The following is a 14,796-nucleotide window of genomic DNA, read 5'->3' on the forward strand; positions in this document are numbered from 1 at the left end:
CCCATCCCCTGACACGAGCCACTGGGACGTCATGCAGATTCAAGACCTTCCGTATCCCGACCCAGGTGTGCCCGACGCGCGTTCGGGGCCCCGATTCCTGTGGTGGCTCTTCCGCAATCAGCTGGGCGGTCAGCTCAAGTCGCTCGCCTGGGGGCTGCTGCACTTCGCCTCCGTCGCCGCCCTGCCGTTCTGCGTCGGTGTCGCCGTGCAGGCCGTCGTCGACCGCTCCGGCTCGCGCCTGGCCCTGGCGGGCGGCCTGCTGGCGCTGGCCTGCGTCGGCAACGCGGTCGGCGACACCTTCCTGCACCGCACCGCCATCACCAACTGGATCACCGCGGCCGCCCGCGTGCAGCAGCTCCTCGCCCGCAAGGCCGCCGGGCTGGGCTCGGCACTGACCCGGCGCGTCGCCGCCGGCGAGGTCGTCGCCGTGTCCACCGGCGACGTGGAGAAGATCGGCTGGTTCGTCGAGGCCCTGTCCCGGTTCACCGCGGCCCTCGTCACCATCGTGCTGGTCTGCGCCGGCCTGCTGGTCTACCAGCCGGCGCTCGGCGTGGTCGTCGCCGTGGGCCTGCCCGCGCTGGCGCTCGCCGTGCTGCCGCTGCTGCCCCGCGCCACCCGGCGCGCCGACGTCCAGCGCGAGAAGGCCGGACGCGCCACCGAACTCGCCTCGGACACCGTGGCCGGCCTGCGCGTGCTGCGCGGCATCGGCGGGGAGGAACTGTTCCTCGACCGCTACCGCCGCGCCTCCCAGGAGGTCCGCCACGCGGCCGTGCGCAGCGCCCGGATGTGGTCCCTGATCTCGGCGATCCAGGTCCTGCTGCCCGGACTGCTGCTCATCGCGGTCGTCTGGCACGGGGTCGGACTGGCCCGCGAGGGCCGGATCACCGTCGGTGAACTGGTCACCGTCTACAGCTCGGTGATGGTCCTCACCTACCCCCTGCGGCACTTCGAGGAGATCGCCATGGCGTACTCCTTCTCCCGGCCCTCCGCCAAGCGGGCCGCGGGCGTGCTGTCACTGGAGCGGGCCACGGACACCGCCGGATCGCGCGCCGCCGAGGTCCCCTCGGGCGACCTGTACGACCCGCGGACCGGACTGCTCGCGCCGGCCGGTCTCCTGACCGCCGTGGTGTGCGGCGACCCGGACGCGGCGGGCCGGCTGGCCGAACGGCTGGGCGGACACCCGTCGCAGGAGGGCGTCGCGGTGCTGCTGGGCGGGGTCCCGCTGGACGACCTCCCGCTGGACAGCGCCCGCACGGCCGTCCTCGTCCAGGACAAGGACCCGGTGCTGCTGTCGGGCATGCTGCGCGAGCTGCTGGACGTGCCCGCCTCGGGCGGCGTCTCGGCGGAGGCCGCGCTGGCCGCCGCCCAGTGCGACGACGTGCTGGCGGCACTGGTGCAGGGCTCGCTGGACGCGGCCGACCCCATGGACGCGCGCATCACCGAACGCGGCCGGTCCCTGTCCGGCGGCCAGCGGCAGCGGCTCGCGCTCGCCCGGTCGCTGATCACCGACCCGGAGGTGCTCGTCCTGGACGAGCCGACCTCGGCCGTCGACTCGCACACCGAGGCACGGATCGCCCAGGGCGTACGGGAGTTGCGTGCCGGGCGCACGACCGTGGTGTTCACCTCCTCCCCGCTGCTGCTGGACCGCGCCGACCGGGTGGCGTTCCTGCACGGGGACGAGGTCGTGGCGGTGGGCGCCCACCGGGAGCTGGTGCACAGCGAGCCCCGCTACCGGGCCGTGGTCACCCGCGAGACGGACGACGAGGCCGCCCCGGTCGGTTCCGTCGCCCTGACGGACGTACTGCAGGAACTGGAAGAGATCGAGGAGAAGGCATGATCGGCGTCGCGCCCCCGGCGTACGACCCGGCGGCCCCGACGACGGCGAGCACCCTGCCCGTCGGGGCCCCGGCGACCGTCCGCGCGTACGTGGCCGAACTGCTGCGGCGGCACCGCCGCGCGTTCCTGCTGCTGATCGCCGTCAACACGGCGGCCGTCATCGCCTCGATGGCCGGTCCGTGGCTGCTGGGCGGTCTGGTGGAGCGGGTCTCCGACGGGGCCGCCGAGCTGCGGCTCGAGCTCACCGCCGGGTTGTTCGTGGCGGCGCTGGCCGTGCAGGCCGTGTTCGTCCGTCAGGTGCGGCTGCGCGGCGCGATGCTGGGCGAGCGGATGCTGGCCGATCTGCGCGAGGACTTCCTCGTGCGGTCGGTCGGGCTGCCGCCGGGCGTGCTGGAACGGGCCGGGACCGGCGACCTGCTGTCCCGCATCACCACGGACATCGACCGGCTGGCCAACGCGATGCGCGAGGCCGTGCCGCAGCTGTCGATCGGTGTGGTGTGGGTGGTCCTGCTGATGGGCGGACTGGTCGTCACGGCACCGCCGCTGGCGCTCGCCGTGCTGCTCGCGCTGCCGCTGCTGATCGTCGGCTGCCGCTGGTACTTCCGGCGGGCACCGGCCGCCTACCGTTCGGAGGCCGCCGGGTACGCCGCGGTGGCCGCCGCGCTCGCCGAGACCGTGGACGCGGGCCGGACCGTGGAGGCGCACCGCCTGGGCGAGCGCCGGGTCGCGCTGTCGGAGCAGCGGATCAGGGAGTGGACGGCCTGGGAGCGCTACACGCTCTGGCTGCGGTCGGTGCTCTTCCCGGTCGTCAACGTCACCCATGTGACCGTGCTGGCCTCGGTGCTGATCATCGGCGGTGTGTTCGCCCTGCACGGCTGGATCGACGTCGGCCAGCTCACCACCGGCGCGCTGATCGCGCAGATGCTGGTCGACCCGGTCGGCATGATCCTGCGCTGGTACGACGAGCTGCAGGTGGCACAGGTGTCACTGGCCCGGCTCGTCGGGGTCCGGGACATCGAGCCGGACGCCGGGGACGCGGCGGTGGTGCCCGAGGGACGTCATGTGCACGCCGACCGGGTGCACTTCGGCTACCTGGAGGGCGTGGACGTGCTGCGCAAGGTGTCCCTGGAGGTCGCGCCCGGCACCCGGCTGGCCCTGGTCGGCCCCTCCGGTGCGGGCAAGTCCACGCTGGGCCGGCTGCTCGCCGGGATCTACGCGCCCCGCGACGGCCGGATCACGCTGGGCGACGCCGAGCTGTCCCGGATGCCCGCCGAGCGGGTCCGCGCGCACGTGGCCCTGGTCAACCAGGAGCACCACGTCTTCGTCGGCTCCCTGCGCGACAACCTCCGGCTCGCCCGGACCGGCGCGGTCGACGCCGAGCTGTGGGCGGCGCTGGGCGCGGTCGACGCGGACGGCTGGGCCCGGGCGCTCGACGACGGCCTGGACACCGAGGTCGGCTCGGGCGGCCTGGCGCTCACCCCGGCGCAGGCGCAGCAGATCGCCCTGGCCCGCCTGGTGCTGGCCGACCCGCACACGCTGGTCCTGGACGAGGCGACCTCCCTGCTCGACCCGCGCGCGGCCCGCCACCTGGAGCGCTCCCTGGCCCGGGTCCTCGACGGCCGCACGGTGGTCGCCATCGCGCACCGGCTGCACACCGCGCACGACGCCGACGTCATCGCGGTGGTCGAGAACGGGCGGATCAGCGAGCTGGGCAGTCACGAGGAGCTGGTCGCGGCGGACGGGGCGTACGCGGCCCTGTGGAGGTCCTGGCACGGCTGAGCGGGCCGGGGGGCGGGGCGGGCTCCGGTGGGACCGTGGCGTTGCGCGGTCCCGAGGCTCGGTGGAAGGCTGGAAGCAGGCACCGGCTCGGGGAACGCCCAAGGACAGTGGTTCCGGGCGGCGCCAGTGCCGTGCGGCGGCGGCCCGGCGCGGGCCCGGTGAGACGGGCCCGTCCCCACCCCCTGGAGGTACCCGTGAACAGCTCCGACGGCTGGGGAGACGACGTCTACCAGCCGGACCAAGACGAGCAGAGGGAGGACACGGGGCTGCTCGACGCCGAGGACACGCTGGAGTACGACGGTGTCGACGATCCCCTGGACCGGGGCTGGTCCCCGCCGGAGCGGCCGTGGGCCGTCGAGCACCTCGGGGTGACGGCGGCCGAGCGGCAGCGGGGCGAGACGCTGGACCAGCGGCTCGCCGAGGAGCTGCCGGAAGCCGTCGCCCAGGACGGCGACGGGCTCGGGGACTGCGCGGGCAGCGACGGGGAACTCCTGGACAACGAGGTCGGCGCCGCCCGCTCCGGCCGCCTGGTCGCCCCCGACGAGGGTGCCCACGAGGACGAGGAGTCCGCGCTGGTCGCCACGGACGTGGGCATCGACGGCGCCGCGGCGTCGGCCGAGGAGGCGGCGGTGCACATCGTCGACGAGGACACCCTGCCCGGCTGACCGCACCCAGCTGACCCGCACCCGCCGACCGCCCGCCTACCGCACACGCTGATCGCACAGGCCGACCGCACCGGCTGATCGCAGAACGGACCCGAGTCGCCCGAGGAGCATCCATGCAGCAGGACAAGCACCCCGACTACCACCCCGTCGTCTTCCGCGACCGCGCCGCCGGTTACGCCTTCCTCACCCGGTCCACCGCGACCAGCGAGCAGACCATCGAGTGGGACGACGGCGAGACCTACCCGGTCGTCGACGTGGAGATCTCCTCGGAGAGCCACCCCTTCTACACGGGCAAGGCCCGCACGGTGGACTCGGAGGGCCGGGTCGCGGCCTTCGAACGGCGGTACGGGGGCGGGTGAGCGCCGCAGGCCGGTGGGCGCCCGGGGGCGGATGACGTTACCGGGGTCAGATGACGTTGAGCGCCACCGCGCAGCCCACCCCGCCGAGCAGCATGAACGCCGGCATCAGCACCCTGAGCTCGACCCAGCTGCCCGCTCGGAACCGCATGAACTTCGGCGGCCCGACCGGGTACCAGCGCTTGCGCCCGACCGGGATGGGCCACAGGATCGGGCAGCCGGAGACCGTCAGCGCGTCCCCGATGTCGTGCACGATCGCGCCCAGCACGACCGGCAGCCCCAGCCACAGGTACTCCTGGCCCGGCGCCGTGAACAGCCAGTCCGCGCCGTTGCCCGGTTTGTCCAGCATGCCCGCCAGGATCCACGCCGTGGTCGCGGCCAGCAGCCACACCAGGACGTCGGCGCTGGAGCCGCGGGTCGCCCGCCACAGCAGGCCCTCGATGGCCAGGACCAGGTGCACGAAGAGGATCGCGAGCACACCCCAGCGGTCACTGGTGATCGCCACGACCGAGGTGCCCGCGCCGATCAGCACCGCCCACAGCCAGGTGTGCGTGAGCGTGCGGTGCCCGCCGGAGCGGCGCGGGTCGCCCTGCTTCTTCGTGGCCTTGTAGACGGCGTACGACAGCTTGTCGACGATCTCGCACAGCCAGCGCGACAGCGGTCCGAAGGACCGGGAGATGGTGGCCGCCTTGTGGTCCAGGTCCGGGGCGAGGGCGGCTCCGGCGCAGATCAGAGCGCCGACGAGGAGGACCGGCCAGGGCATCGGCTGCCCGGCGGCGGCCGCGGCCGCACCGACGCCGAGCCAGGCGGCGGCGCCCGACAGTGAGTGTGCTGGTCCCATCATGGCCGTAGCCCGCCCCATTCCTCGTGTGCCGCTGTCCAGTTGACCGGGAGCGCTGACGCGTCGTCGGCGCCCCAGCGTAGCGTTCGTGATCTTCCCCGCCGCAGCCGATTCCCGCATCGGGCACCGGGCCAGGCAAGATGGGGGCGTGACCCTCATCGATCAGCTGCCGCGGACCGCCGACCCCGACGCCCTGTACGAAGCCTTCGAGTCGTGGGCCGGCGAGCGGGGGCTCACGCTCTACCCCCACCAGGAGGAGGCGCTGATCGAGGTGGTCTCCGGCGCGAACGTGATCGTGTCGACGCCCACCGGCTCCGGCAAGAGCATGATCGCGGCGGGCGCGCACTTCGCGGCCCTGGCCCGCGACGAGGTCACCTTCTACACGGCTCCGATCAAGGCGCTGGTGTCGGAGAAGTTCTTCGAGCTGTGCAAGATCTTCGGCACCGAGAACGTCGGCATGCTCACCGGCGACGCCTCGGTCAACGCCGACGCCCCCGTCATCTGCTGCACCGCCGAGGTCCTCGCCTCCATCGCGCTGCGTGACGGCAAGGACGCCGACGTCGGCCAGGTCGTGATGGACGAGTTCCACTTCTACGCCGAGGGCGACCGCGGCTGGGCCTGGCAGATCCCGATCCTGGAGCTGCCGCAAGCGCAGTTCGTGCTGATGTCGGCGACGCTCGGCGACGTCTCCTTCTTCGAGAAGGACCTCACCCGCCGCACCGGCCGCCCCACCGCGGTGGTCCGGTCCGCCACCCGCCCGGTGCCGCTGTCGTACGAGTACCGCTACACCCCCCTCACCGAGACGCTCACCGACCTGCTGTCCGCCCGGCAGGCCCCCGTCTACATCGTGCACTTCACACAGGCGCAGGCCGTGGAGCGGGCGCAGGCGCTGATGAGCATCAACATGTGCTCGAAGGAGGAGAAGGAGCAGATCGCCGAGCTGATCGGCAACTTCCGCTTCACCACCAAGTTCGGCCGCAACCTCTCCCGTTACGTCCGGCACGGCATCGGCGTGCACCACGCCGGCATGCTGCCCAAGTACCGCCGCCTGGTGGAGAAGCTCGCGCAGGCCGGTCTGCTGAAGGTCATCTGCGGCACGGACACCCTCGGCGTCGGCGTCAACGTCCCCATCCGCACGGTGCTGTTCACGGCCCTCACCAAGTACGACGGCACGCGCGTGCGCACCCTGCGGGCCCGGGAGTTCCACCAGATCGCGGGCCGCGCCGGACGGGCGGGCTTCGACACGGAGGGGTTCGTCGTCGCACAGGCCCCCGAGCACGTCGTGGAGAACGAGAAGGCCCTCGCCAAGGCGGGTGACGACCCGAAGAAGCGCCGCAAGGTCGTCCGCAAGAAGGCACCGGAGGGGTTCGTCGCCTGGTCGGAGCAGACCTTCGAGAAGCTCATCGCCTCCGAACCGGAGCCGCTCACCTCCCGGTTCCGGGTGACGCACACGATGCTGCTGTCGGTGATCGCCCGCCCCGGCAACGCCTTCGAGGCGATGCGCCGGCTGCTGGAGGACAACCACGAGCCGCGCAAGCAGCAGCTGCGGCACATCCGCCGGGCCATCGCCATCTACCGCTCGCTGCTCGACGGCGGCATCGTGGAGAAGCTCGACGAGCCGGACCCGACCGGCCGCATCGTCCGGCTCACGGTCGACCTGCAGCAGGACTTCGCCCTCAACCAGCCGCTGTCCACGTTCGCGCTGGCCGCGTTCGAGCTCCTCGACCCCGAGTCGCCGTCGTACGCGCTCGACATGGTGTCCGTCGTGGAGTCGACCCTGGACGACCCGCGGCAGATCCTCGCCGCCCAGCAGAACAAGGCGCGCGGCGAGGCCGTGGCCCAGATGAAGGCCGACGGCGTCGAGTACGAGGAGCGCATGGAGCGGCTCCAGGACATCACCTACCCGAAGCCCCTGGAGGAGCTGCTCTTCCACGCGTACAACACGTACCGCAAGAGCCATCCCTGGGTCGGTGACCATCCGCTGTCGCCGAAGTCGGTCATCCGTGACATGTACGAACGGGCGCTGTCCTTCACGGAGTTGGTGTCCCACTACGAGCTGGCCCGCACCGAGGGCATCGTGCTGCGCTACCTCGCCAGCGCCTACAAGGCCCTCGACCACACCGTCCCCGACGACCTCAAGTCCGAGGACCTGCAGGACCTGATCGAGTGGCTGGGCGAGATGGTGCGCCAGGTCGACTCCAGCCTGCTGGACGAGTGGGAGCAGCTGGCCAACCCGGAGGAGTTGACCGCCGAGGAGGCCCAGGAGAAGGCCGACGAGGTCAAGCCGGTCACCGCCAACGCGCGCGCCTTCCGCGTCCTGGTCCGCAACGCCATGTTCCGCCGCGTCGAACTGGCCGCCCTGGACCAGGTCGAGGAGCTGGGCGAGATGGACGGCGAGTCCGGCTGGGACGCCGACGCCTGGGGCGAGGCGATGGACAAGTACTGGGACGAGTACGACGACCTCGGCACCGGCCCCGACGCCCGCGGCCCGAAGCTGCTGCTCATCGAGGAGGAGCCGCACAACGGGCTGTGGCGGGTCCGGCAGATCTTCCACGACCCGAACCGCGACCACGACTGGGGCATCAGCGCGGAGGTCGACCTCGCCGCCTCGGACGCGGAGGGCCGCGCGGTCGTGCGCGTCACCGACGTCGGCCAGCTGTGACCGGCCGGGCAGCAGCGAGCACAGGAGCATCCCACCCATGACGACGAACCCGGCCGAAAGGCTCGTCGATCTGCTCGACCTGGAGCAGATCGAGGTCAACATCTTCCGCGGGCGCAGCCCGCAGGAGTCCCTGCAGAGGGTCTTCGGCGGGCAGGTCGCCGGCCAGGCCCTGGTCGCCGCCGGGCGCACCACGGAAGGGGACCGGCCCGTGCACTCGCTGCACGCCTACTTCCTGCGCCCGGGCATCCCCGGAGTGCCGATCGTCTACCAGGTGGAGCGGGTGCGCGACGGACGCTCGTTCACCACCCGGCGGGTCACGGCCGTGCAGCAGGGCCGCACGATCTTCAACCTCACCGCCTCCTTCCACCGGCCGGAGGACGGCAGCTTCGAGCACCAGCTGCCCCCGGCCCGCGAGGTCCCCGACCCAGAGTCGCTGCCCAACGTCACGGACGAGATCCGCGAGCACCTGGGCGCGCTGCCCGAGCAGCTGGAGCGGATGGCCCGCCGCCAGCCTTTCGACATCCGCTACGTGGACCGGCTGCGCTGGACCGCCGAGCAGGTCCAGGGCGCCGAACCGCGCAGCGCCGTGTGGATGCGCGCCGTCGGGCCGCTCGGCGACGACCCGCTCGTGCACACCTGCGCCCTCACCTACGCCAGTGACATGACCCTGCTGGACGCCGTGCGCATCCCGGTCGAGCCGCTGTGGGGGCCGCGGGGCTTCGACATGGCCTCCCTCGACCACGCGATGTGGTTCCACCGCCCGTTCCGCGCGGACGACTGGCTGCTGTACGACCAGGAGTCCCCCATCGCGGTCGGCGGCCGCGGTCTGGCCCGCGGCAGGATCTACGACCGCGACGGCCGGCTGGTGGTGTCGGTCGTGCAGGAGGGGCTCTTCCGGAAGCTGGGCTGACGGGCGGGCGTGCTCCGGCCGGGTGGCTCCGATCGCGCCCGTGTCCCGATCCGGCGACCATGGCAGGAGGCGGCCCAGTCTGCGTCACGCGCCCGCCGATCCGGGAGGTGACCACGCTGCACACCGTGCTCCCCGTGCTGTTCGCGGTCTGCGCGGCCCTCAGCAACGCCGTCGCGACGGTGTTGCAGCGCAAGGCGGCGCTGTCCGTGCCGCGCTCCGAGGGCCTGCGCGCCGGACTGATGCTGGATCTGCTGCGCCGGCCCGTGTGGCTGGCCGGCATCCTCGCGGTGATCGGCGCCGCGGTCTGCCAGGCACTGGCTCTGGCGACCGGACCGCTGACGATCGTGCAGCCGCTGTTCGTTCTGGAGCTTCCCCTCACTCTGGTCGTCGCCTCTCTGCTGATGCACCGGCGGCTGCCGGGCTCGGGCTGGCTGGCCGTGACGGTGGTGGTGGCGGGGCTGGCCGTCGCCCTCGCCGCCGCCGCACCCTCCGGCAACCGCACCCACGTGGAGCTGGACCGCTGGATTCCCGCGCTCGCCGTCTGTGCGGGCGCCGTGGTAGGTCTCGCCCTCGCGGCCCTCAAGCGCCCGGAGGGTCGTGCCCGGGCGGCCTGCCTGGGCGCCGCGACGGCGATCAGCTACGCGGTGACCGCGGCCCTGATGAAGGCGGCCACCCACATCCTGGACGACCAGGGGCTCGTGGCCTTCCTCACCACCTGGCAGACGTACGCCTTCGCCGCGACCGGCGTGTGCGCCCTGTTCCTGCTGGAGAACGCCATGCAGGCCGGTCCCCTGGTCGCCTCGCAGCCCGCGCTCACCCTCGGCGACGCCCTGGTGAGCCTCGCCCTCGGCATCCTGCTCTACGAGGAGACGGTCCGCTCCGGGTGGTGGCTGCTGCCCCAGCTGTTCGGTGTCGCACTGATCGCCGCGGGGGTGCTCGCCCTGGCCCGGATTCCACTCACCCAGTCGCTGGTGGCGCCGGACGAGGAACGCCGGACGGTGGACGCGCCCTGAGCAGCCGATGGTGAGGGCGGGCGCTCTGGTGGACCGTGGAGACGCCCTGGCCGGTGGGCGGGGAGGCGCCTGGGTGGGCGGGCTGTTGGCCGGTGCCCGGCTGGTGTCCGCTGGGGTCAGGCGGTCGGCTGGCAGTGCGGGCACCAGACCGTGCCGCGGCCCGCCATCCGGGTGCGGCGCAGAGCGGTACCGCAGCGCGGGCACCTCGGGTCGCGGTCGTCGCGCCGTCCGGTCAGCCAGGAGTCGCGCGGCGGAACCCGGCCGGCCGCGACGGAGGCACGCAGGGTGTGCCGCATCTCCCGGTACAGGCGCCGGCGGTCGGCCTCGGCGAGGTCGCGCGCCGGGCGGTCGGGACGCAGCCGGGCACGCCACAGGATCTCGTCGGCGAGCAGGTTGCCGAGGCCGGCGAGGACGGACTGGTCGGTGAGTGCCGTCTTGAGGTGCCCGCGCCGGGCCGCGAGCACGGTCTCGAACTCCGTCCGGTCCACCGCCAGCGCGTCGGGACCCTGCCGCCCGAGCAGCCGGTCGACGTCGGACTCGTCGTGGGCGAGCCAGAGGCCCTGGAGCTTGCGCTGGTCACGGAAGCGGAGCTGGCGGCCACCGCCCAGCGTGAACAGCACACGGTCATGAGCCTCGACCGGGTCGTCGGCGCGAGCACAGACCAGGCTGCCGGTCATACCGAAGTGCAGGGCGAGGGTGGGACCGCCGGTGCGGGCGAGCAGCCACTTGCCGTGCCTCCGGGGTGTGCCGAACCGCCGCCCCTGAAGCGCGTCGCGCAGTCCCCGGGCGTCGATCCCGTGCAGGACGCCCGGGTCCCGTACGTCCACCTGCCGGATCACCCGGCCGCTCGCGCAGGATTCGAGCACCAGCCGGAAGCCCTCGACGTCGGGCAGTTCGGGCATGGTCTGCGCCCTTCCTCCGGCCCATGGCGGGCGGCGGCAGGCCGGTGATCTCCGCCGACGGCGGGCCGTGCGTCCGTCGCAGGCCATTCGTCCGTCTCGGGCCGTGCGTCCATCGCGGGCCGTGCCGCCCTGTTCCCTCCAACCGGGTACCGCGTTCTCGGCACATCAGACGGACACCTGCCCGGTGGGCCGGACCGGGCGGGGCGGGTCGGACCGGGGGAAGGAGCGCTGCCAGAACCCCACGTCATGCCACTCCCCGTGCTTGTAGCCGGCTGCCCGCAGCGTCCCGCACGCGGTGAATCCAAGGGTCTCGTGCAAGCGCACGCTCGGGTCGTTGGGCAGTCCGATCACCGCGACCGCGCTCTTGAAGCCCTGTTCCTCCATGGACGTCAGCAGGTGGGTGTAGAGGGTGGAGCCGAGGCCCAGCCGCTGGTGCCGGTGGGAGACGTACACCGTCGCCTCCGCCGTCCAGTCGTAGGCACTGCGGGCCTTCCAGGGGCCCGCGTAGGCGATGCCGGCGACCACGCCGTCGACCTCGGCGACGAGCCAGGGGTAGCGCTCCCGGAGGCGCTCCAGGTCCTCGATCCACTCCTGTGCCGTCTGCGGTTCCGTGCGGAAGTTGACCGTGCTTGTCTCGATGTAGTGGTTGACGATGTCGCAGACGGCGGGCATGTCGGCGACGGTGGCGGGACGGATCTCGACCGGGCGTCGTGCGGGGTTCACGTGTGGTCGTCCTTCGGGGTTCCTCGGTGCCGGATGGGCGGGCACCTCTTAACTACGTCACGTTGGTCTTTCGGAGGGCCGATCCGGGCATGCCCACGGGGACGGGCGGCCGGCAGCGACGCACTCCGGGCCGACCGCCGGCTTCTGCGCCGCAGCAGGCCCAGCAGGCCGGTCGGCGGCTGCGGCACGGCGGGGAATGTCGGCTCTGTGGGTCCTGTCGGCTCTGCGGGTCCTGTCGGCTCTGTGGGTGGTGTCGGGTCCGTGGTTGGTGCCGCTGTGGGCGGCGTCGAGGCCATGGTCGGTGTCGCTGTCGGTGGTGTCGGATCCGTGGCAGTTGGTGCCTGCTCCCAAGGCGCGCCCGGTCGTGGTGCCGGGCGTTCCGCGCGTGCCGTCTCCATCGTGTGGGCCAGGTCCGCGCGGAACCAGGCCACTTCGTCGGGCTCGCTCGCCGTCATGAGCCGCTGGGCGAGCTCGGCGGCCGGTGAACCGGGCGCGCCGTGGGCGGGAAGGCTAGGGCGGAGGCGGTCCAGATGGGCTCGCTCGTAGGAGTCCTCGACGACTGCCGCCACGTCGGCGGGGTCGAGGAGACTCGCGACCGCCGCCGCGTGCGCCCACGGGTCGTCGCCCGCCTGCCGCAGCAGGAATCCGCTGTGGCGTCCCCGCCAGTTGCGGGGGCGGCGGTCCAGCCCGCCCTTCAGCCCGTCCCGGATCTCCGCGGGCAAGCGCCCGGAGAGCAGCCCGGCGTTGCTCGGCTCGGCCGCGAATTGCCGTAGCTCTTCGGCCAGGTACAGCCAGACGATCGTCCTGTAACGGTTGAGGTAGAACCTCACCGGTACGAGCAGGCCGAAGCGGGCGAGGCTCGTGAACCTGGTCGGCGCGATCTCCATGAGCGCGGCGCTCTCGTCTGTGCCGGTGGTCCGGACGCGTTCCCGGAGTCCGTCGGGGAAGCGGTCGGCGGCACGCAGCCGGTCGAGCTCCGTGCGGGTGACGCGGAGGCCTCCGCCGCCTTCGTCCGGGACAGTGCGGACGAGCCCCAGGTTCACCGCGAGGTCGAGCTCGCCTCGTTTGAGGCCCAGTTCGCGGGCGGCCCGGCTCGGGCCGAAGGTGGGGCGGTCGGTTTTCGCGATCGTGCCTGACATGGTCGTCTCCCCCGTGGAGTCAGTGGCTCGACGCCGACGCCTACCGTGGTCACATCTACGGTCAGGGCTACCGTCGCCGCGCGTGGTCACCGTGTGCGGTCGGCGTGTGCGTCGTCGTGAAAAAACCGTAGCCGGTTCCGCGCACCTCGGGGCGAGCCTGTGGATAACTCCGCGAAGGGGGCGAACGCGCAGGTCAGGCCTCCGTGGAGGGCTTTCGTTCGGGCTGGCGGGCGTCCACGTCGAGGTGCTCGCCGACCCGGTTGACCAGCAGTGTCATCTCGTACGCGATCTGGCCGATGTCGGCCTCCGCGCCGCTGAGGACGCACAGGCAGCTGCCCGTGCCGGCCGCCGTGACGAAGAGCACCGCGTCGTCGAACTCGATCATCGTCTGGCGGACGCTGCCCGCGCCGAAGTGCCGTCCCGAGCCCTTGGCCAGACTGTGCAGGCCGGACGACACGGCCGCGAGGTGCTCGGCGTCCTCGCGACGCAATCCGGTGCTCGCGCCCGTCACCAGGCCGTCGTTGGACAGGACCAGTGCGTGCCGGACCTCGTGGACGCGCTCGGTCAGGTCGTCCAGCAGCCAGTCGAGTCCCTGGTTCTGCGCCATGTCCCGATCTCCCCGTTTTCTCCCCGTGCGATTCTCCTCCTGGCCGGAGGATCTCCATGCCAGCCTTCCCCAGGACCGCGGCAGGGGCAAGGAGGATGGGAGCCATGGCAGAGAAGATGACCGACGCGCAATGGCGGGAGTTCGTCTCCCAGGGCACCCGCACCGCGAAACTCTCGACGGTCCGGGCCGACGGCAGCCCGCATGTGGCCCCGATCTGGTTCGTGCTGGACGGGGAGGAGTTGGTGTTCAACACCGGCAAGAGCACTGTGAAGGGGCGCAACATCGCCCGCGACGGCCGCGTCGCCCTGTGCGTGGACGACGACCGGCCGCCGTACTCGTTCGTCGTGCTGACGGGCCGTGCCCGAATCTCGGAGGACCTCGACGACGTCAGGCACTGGGCCACCCGGATCGGCGCCCGGTACATGAGCGAGGAGCGCGCCGAGGAGTTCGGCGCCCGCAACGGCGTGCCGGGGGAACTCCTCGTCCGCGTCACGATCGACCGGGTCCTGGCGGAGCGGAACGTCGCGGACTGACCAGGCGGCCAATCGGTCACAAGGTCACGCAGTGACGGGGCCACGGGGTCGCGAGGCCACGGAGCCACGGGGTCACGGGGTCACAGGGCTCAGCCGACCGAGTCGAGAAGTCGGGCGGTGTGCATCCGCCCGGCGTACTCGACCAGCCGGATCAGCACCTCCTTTCCGGAGTCGCGGTCCCGCGCGTCGCACAGCACCACGGGCGTACCCCCATCGAGGTCGAGGGCACGCGAGACGTCCGGTGCGCCGTGCTGCCGGGCGCCGGCGAAGCAGTTCACGGCGACGACGAACGGGATGCGCCGGTGCTCGAAGTAGTCGACCGCCGGGAAGCAGTCCTCCAGGCGCCGGGTGTCCGCCAGGACCACCGCACCGAGGGCCCCCTGGGCCAACTCGTCCCACAGGAACCAGAACCTGTCCTGGCCTGGCGTGCCGAACAGGTACAGGGACAGGCCGGAGCGGATGGTGATGCGTCCGAAGTCCATGGCGACGGTCGTGGTGGTCTTGTGGTCGACGCCGTCGGTGTCGTCCACCGACTGGCCGGCCTCGCTGAGGAGTTCCTCGGTGCGCAGCGGCCGGATCTCGCTGACGGCGCCGACCAGGGTGGTCTTGCCCACCCCGAACCCACCGGCGACCAGAATCTTCAACGCCAGCGCGGCGCTCTCGCCGTCCGCGGCGTCGGAGTGTTCGGAGACCATTGATCACTTCTCTCGGGAGTGTGGGACGCGGGTTGGTTCGTGCATGTCGGACACGGGTCGCCCTTGTGCTTGGACAGCGGATGCGCCCTCGTGTTTGGGTGGCGGATTCGTCCTCGTGCTTGGGCAGCGGGTTCG

14 protein-coding genes are annotated in these 14,796 nt (G+C 72.4%); 8 read left to right on the forward strand and 6 right to left on the reverse strand.

From position 1 onward, the window contains the following. Window positions 1–31: 31 nt before the first annotated feature. The 4 genes from CHR28_RS15645 to CHR28_RS15660 all read left to right on the forward strand — a co-directional run bounded on the left by CHR28_RS15645 (window position 32) and on the right by CHR28_RS15660 (window position 4,639). A complete protein-coding gene (locus CHR28_RS15645; protein ID WP_094054246.1) occupies window positions 32–1,837 on the forward strand; it encodes an ABC transporter transmembrane domain-containing protein in 1,806 nt (601 codons plus the stop codon). After that, window positions 1,834–3,615, forward strand: a complete 1,782-nt coding sequence (locus tag CHR28_RS15650; RefSeq protein WP_094054247.1) for an ABC transporter ATP-binding protein — start codon at window positions 1,834–1,836, stop codon at window positions 3,613–3,615. Before CHR28_RS15645 ends, CHR28_RS15650 begins: the two co-directional genes overlap by 4 nt. Before the next feature lie 194 nt (window positions 3,616–3,809). Then, on the forward strand, window positions 3,810–4,280 hold the full coding sequence (locus CHR28_RS15655) for a DUF5709 domain-containing protein (protein WP_094054248.1): 471 nt from the start codon (window positions 3,810–3,812) through the stop codon (window positions 4,278–4,280). 113 nt (window positions 4,281–4,393) lie between these two features. Further along, on the forward strand, window positions 4,394–4,639 hold the full coding sequence (locus CHR28_RS15660) for a type B 50S ribosomal protein L31 (protein WP_030835231.1): 246 nt from the start codon (window positions 4,394–4,396) through the stop codon (window positions 4,637–4,639). A 46-nt stretch (window positions 4,640–4,685) separates the two neighbouring features. Here the strand turns inward: CHR28_RS15660 and CHR28_RS15665 are convergent, their stop codons facing one another. Next, on the reverse strand, window positions 4,686–5,480 hold the full coding sequence (locus CHR28_RS15665) for a metal-dependent hydrolase (RefSeq protein ID WP_094054249.1): 795 nt from the start codon (window positions 5,478–5,480) through the stop codon (window positions 4,686–4,688). Between the two features lie 145 nt (window positions 5,481–5,625). Here CHR28_RS15665 and CHR28_RS15670 point away from each other — a divergent pair, with 145 nt between their 5' ends. The 3 genes from CHR28_RS15670 (at window position 5,626) to CHR28_RS15680 (ending at window position 10,062) form a co-directional block, all read left to right on the forward strand. Next, complete coding sequence (locus CHR28_RS15670) at window positions 5,626–8,139, forward strand: DEAD/DEAH box helicase (RefSeq protein WP_179272458.1); 2,514 nt, start codon at window positions 5,626–5,628, stop codon at window positions 8,137–8,139. A gap of 37 nt (window positions 8,140–8,176) precedes the next feature. Then, entirely contained in the window at window positions 8,177–9,049 is an 873-nt protein-coding gene (locus CHR28_RS15675) for an acyl-CoA thioesterase (protein WP_094054250.1), read from the forward strand. 116 nt (window positions 9,050–9,165) lie between these two features. Next, the gene (locus tag CHR28_RS15680; protein WP_094054398.1) at window positions 9,166–10,062 is read left to right on the forward strand and encodes a DMT family transporter; all 897 of its coding nucleotides are present in this window, start codon (window positions 9,166–9,168) and stop codon (window positions 10,060–10,062) included. 116 nt (window positions 10,063–10,178) lie between these two features. Here the strand turns inward: CHR28_RS15680 and CHR28_RS15685 are convergent, their stop codons facing one another. The 4 genes from CHR28_RS15685 to CHR28_RS15700 form a co-directional block, all read right to left on the reverse strand. Next, window positions 10,179–10,964, reverse strand: a complete 786-nt coding sequence (locus CHR28_RS15685; RefSeq protein ID WP_094054251.1) for an Fpg/Nei family DNA glycosylase — start codon at window positions 10,962–10,964, stop codon at window positions 10,179–10,181. 165 nt (window positions 10,965–11,129) lie between these two features. Then, window positions 11,130–11,687 carry a phosphinothricin N-acetyltransferase gene (gene pat, locus CHR28_RS15690; RefSeq protein WP_094054252.1) on the reverse strand — a complete coding sequence of 186 codons (558 nt, stop codon included), beginning with the start codon at window positions 11,685–11,687 and terminating at the stop codon, window positions 11,130–11,132. Continuing rightward, window positions 11,684–12,826, reverse strand: coding sequence for a DUF6397 family protein (locus tag CHR28_RS15695; RefSeq protein ID WP_373453357.1), 1,143 nt, complete (start codon window positions 12,824–12,826; stop codon window positions 11,684–11,686). Before CHR28_RS15695 ends, pat begins: the two co-directional genes overlap by 4 nt. A gap of 193 nt (window positions 12,827–13,019) precedes the next feature. After that, on the reverse strand, window positions 13,020–13,433 hold the full coding sequence (locus tag CHR28_RS15700) for a roadblock/LC7 domain-containing protein (protein WP_094054253.1): 414 nt from the start codon (window positions 13,431–13,433) through the stop codon (window positions 13,020–13,022). A 104-nt stretch (window positions 13,434–13,537) separates the two neighbouring features. On the opposite strand from CHR28_RS15700, the gene CHR28_RS15705 reads away from it, so the two are divergent. After that, complete coding sequence (locus CHR28_RS15705; protein ID WP_094054254.1) at window positions 13,538–13,966, forward strand: PPOX class F420-dependent oxidoreductase; 429 nt, start codon at window positions 13,538–13,540, stop codon at window positions 13,964–13,966. Window positions 13,967–14,055: 89 nt separating this feature from the next. Here CHR28_RS15705 and CHR28_RS15710 read toward each other — a convergent pair whose 3' ends face one another. Then, entirely contained in the window at window positions 14,056–14,661 is a 606-nt protein-coding gene (locus CHR28_RS15710; protein ID WP_094054255.1) for a GTP-binding protein, read from the reverse strand. Window positions 14,662–14,796 lie beyond the last annotated feature (135 nt).

Source organism: Streptomyces sp. XY006, assembly GCF_002237655.1.
In the GTDB taxonomy this organism is placed as follows: domain Bacteria; phylum Actinomycetota; class Actinomycetes; order Streptomycetales; family Streptomycetaceae; genus Streptomyces; species Streptomyces levis.

Coding starts and splice junctions, on each gene's coding strand:
- CHR28_RS15645 (WP_094054246.1), top strand. CDS start 32: ATGCAGATTCAAGACCTTCCGTATCCCGACCCAGGTGTGCCCGACGCG.
- CHR28_RS15650 (WP_094054247.1), top strand. CDS start 1,834: ATGATCGGCGTCGCGCCCCCGGCGTACGACCCGGCGGCCCCGACGACG.
- CHR28_RS15660 (WP_030835231.1), top strand. CDS start 4,394: ATGCAGCAGGACAAGCACCCCGACTACCACCCCGTCGTCTTCCGCGAC.
- CHR28_RS15665 (WP_094054249.1), bottom strand. CDS start 5,480: ATGATGGGACCAGCACACTCACTGTCGGGCGCCGCCGCCTGGCTCGGC.
- CHR28_RS15675 (WP_094054250.1), top strand. CDS start 8,177: ATGACGACGAACCCGGCCGAAAGGCTCGTCGATCTGCTCGACCTGGAG.
- CHR28_RS15685 (WP_094054251.1), bottom strand. CDS start 10,964: ATGCCCGAACTGCCCGACGTCGAGGGCTTCCGGCTGGTGCTCGAATCC.
- CHR28_RS15695 (WP_373453357.1), bottom strand. CDS start 12,826: ATGTCAGGCACGATCGCGAAAACCGACCGCCCCACCTTCGGCCCGAGC.
- CHR28_RS15700 (WP_094054253.1), bottom strand. CDS start 13,433: ATGGCGCAGAACCAGGGACTCGACTGGCTGCTGGACGACCTGACCGAG.
- CHR28_RS15705 (WP_094054254.1), top strand. CDS start 13,538: ATGGCAGAGAAGATGACCGACGCGCAATGGCGGGAGTTCGTCTCCCAG.
- CHR28_RS15710 (WP_094054255.1), bottom strand. CDS start 14,661: ATGGTCTCCGAACACTCCGACGCCGCGGACGGCGAGAGCGCCGCGCTG.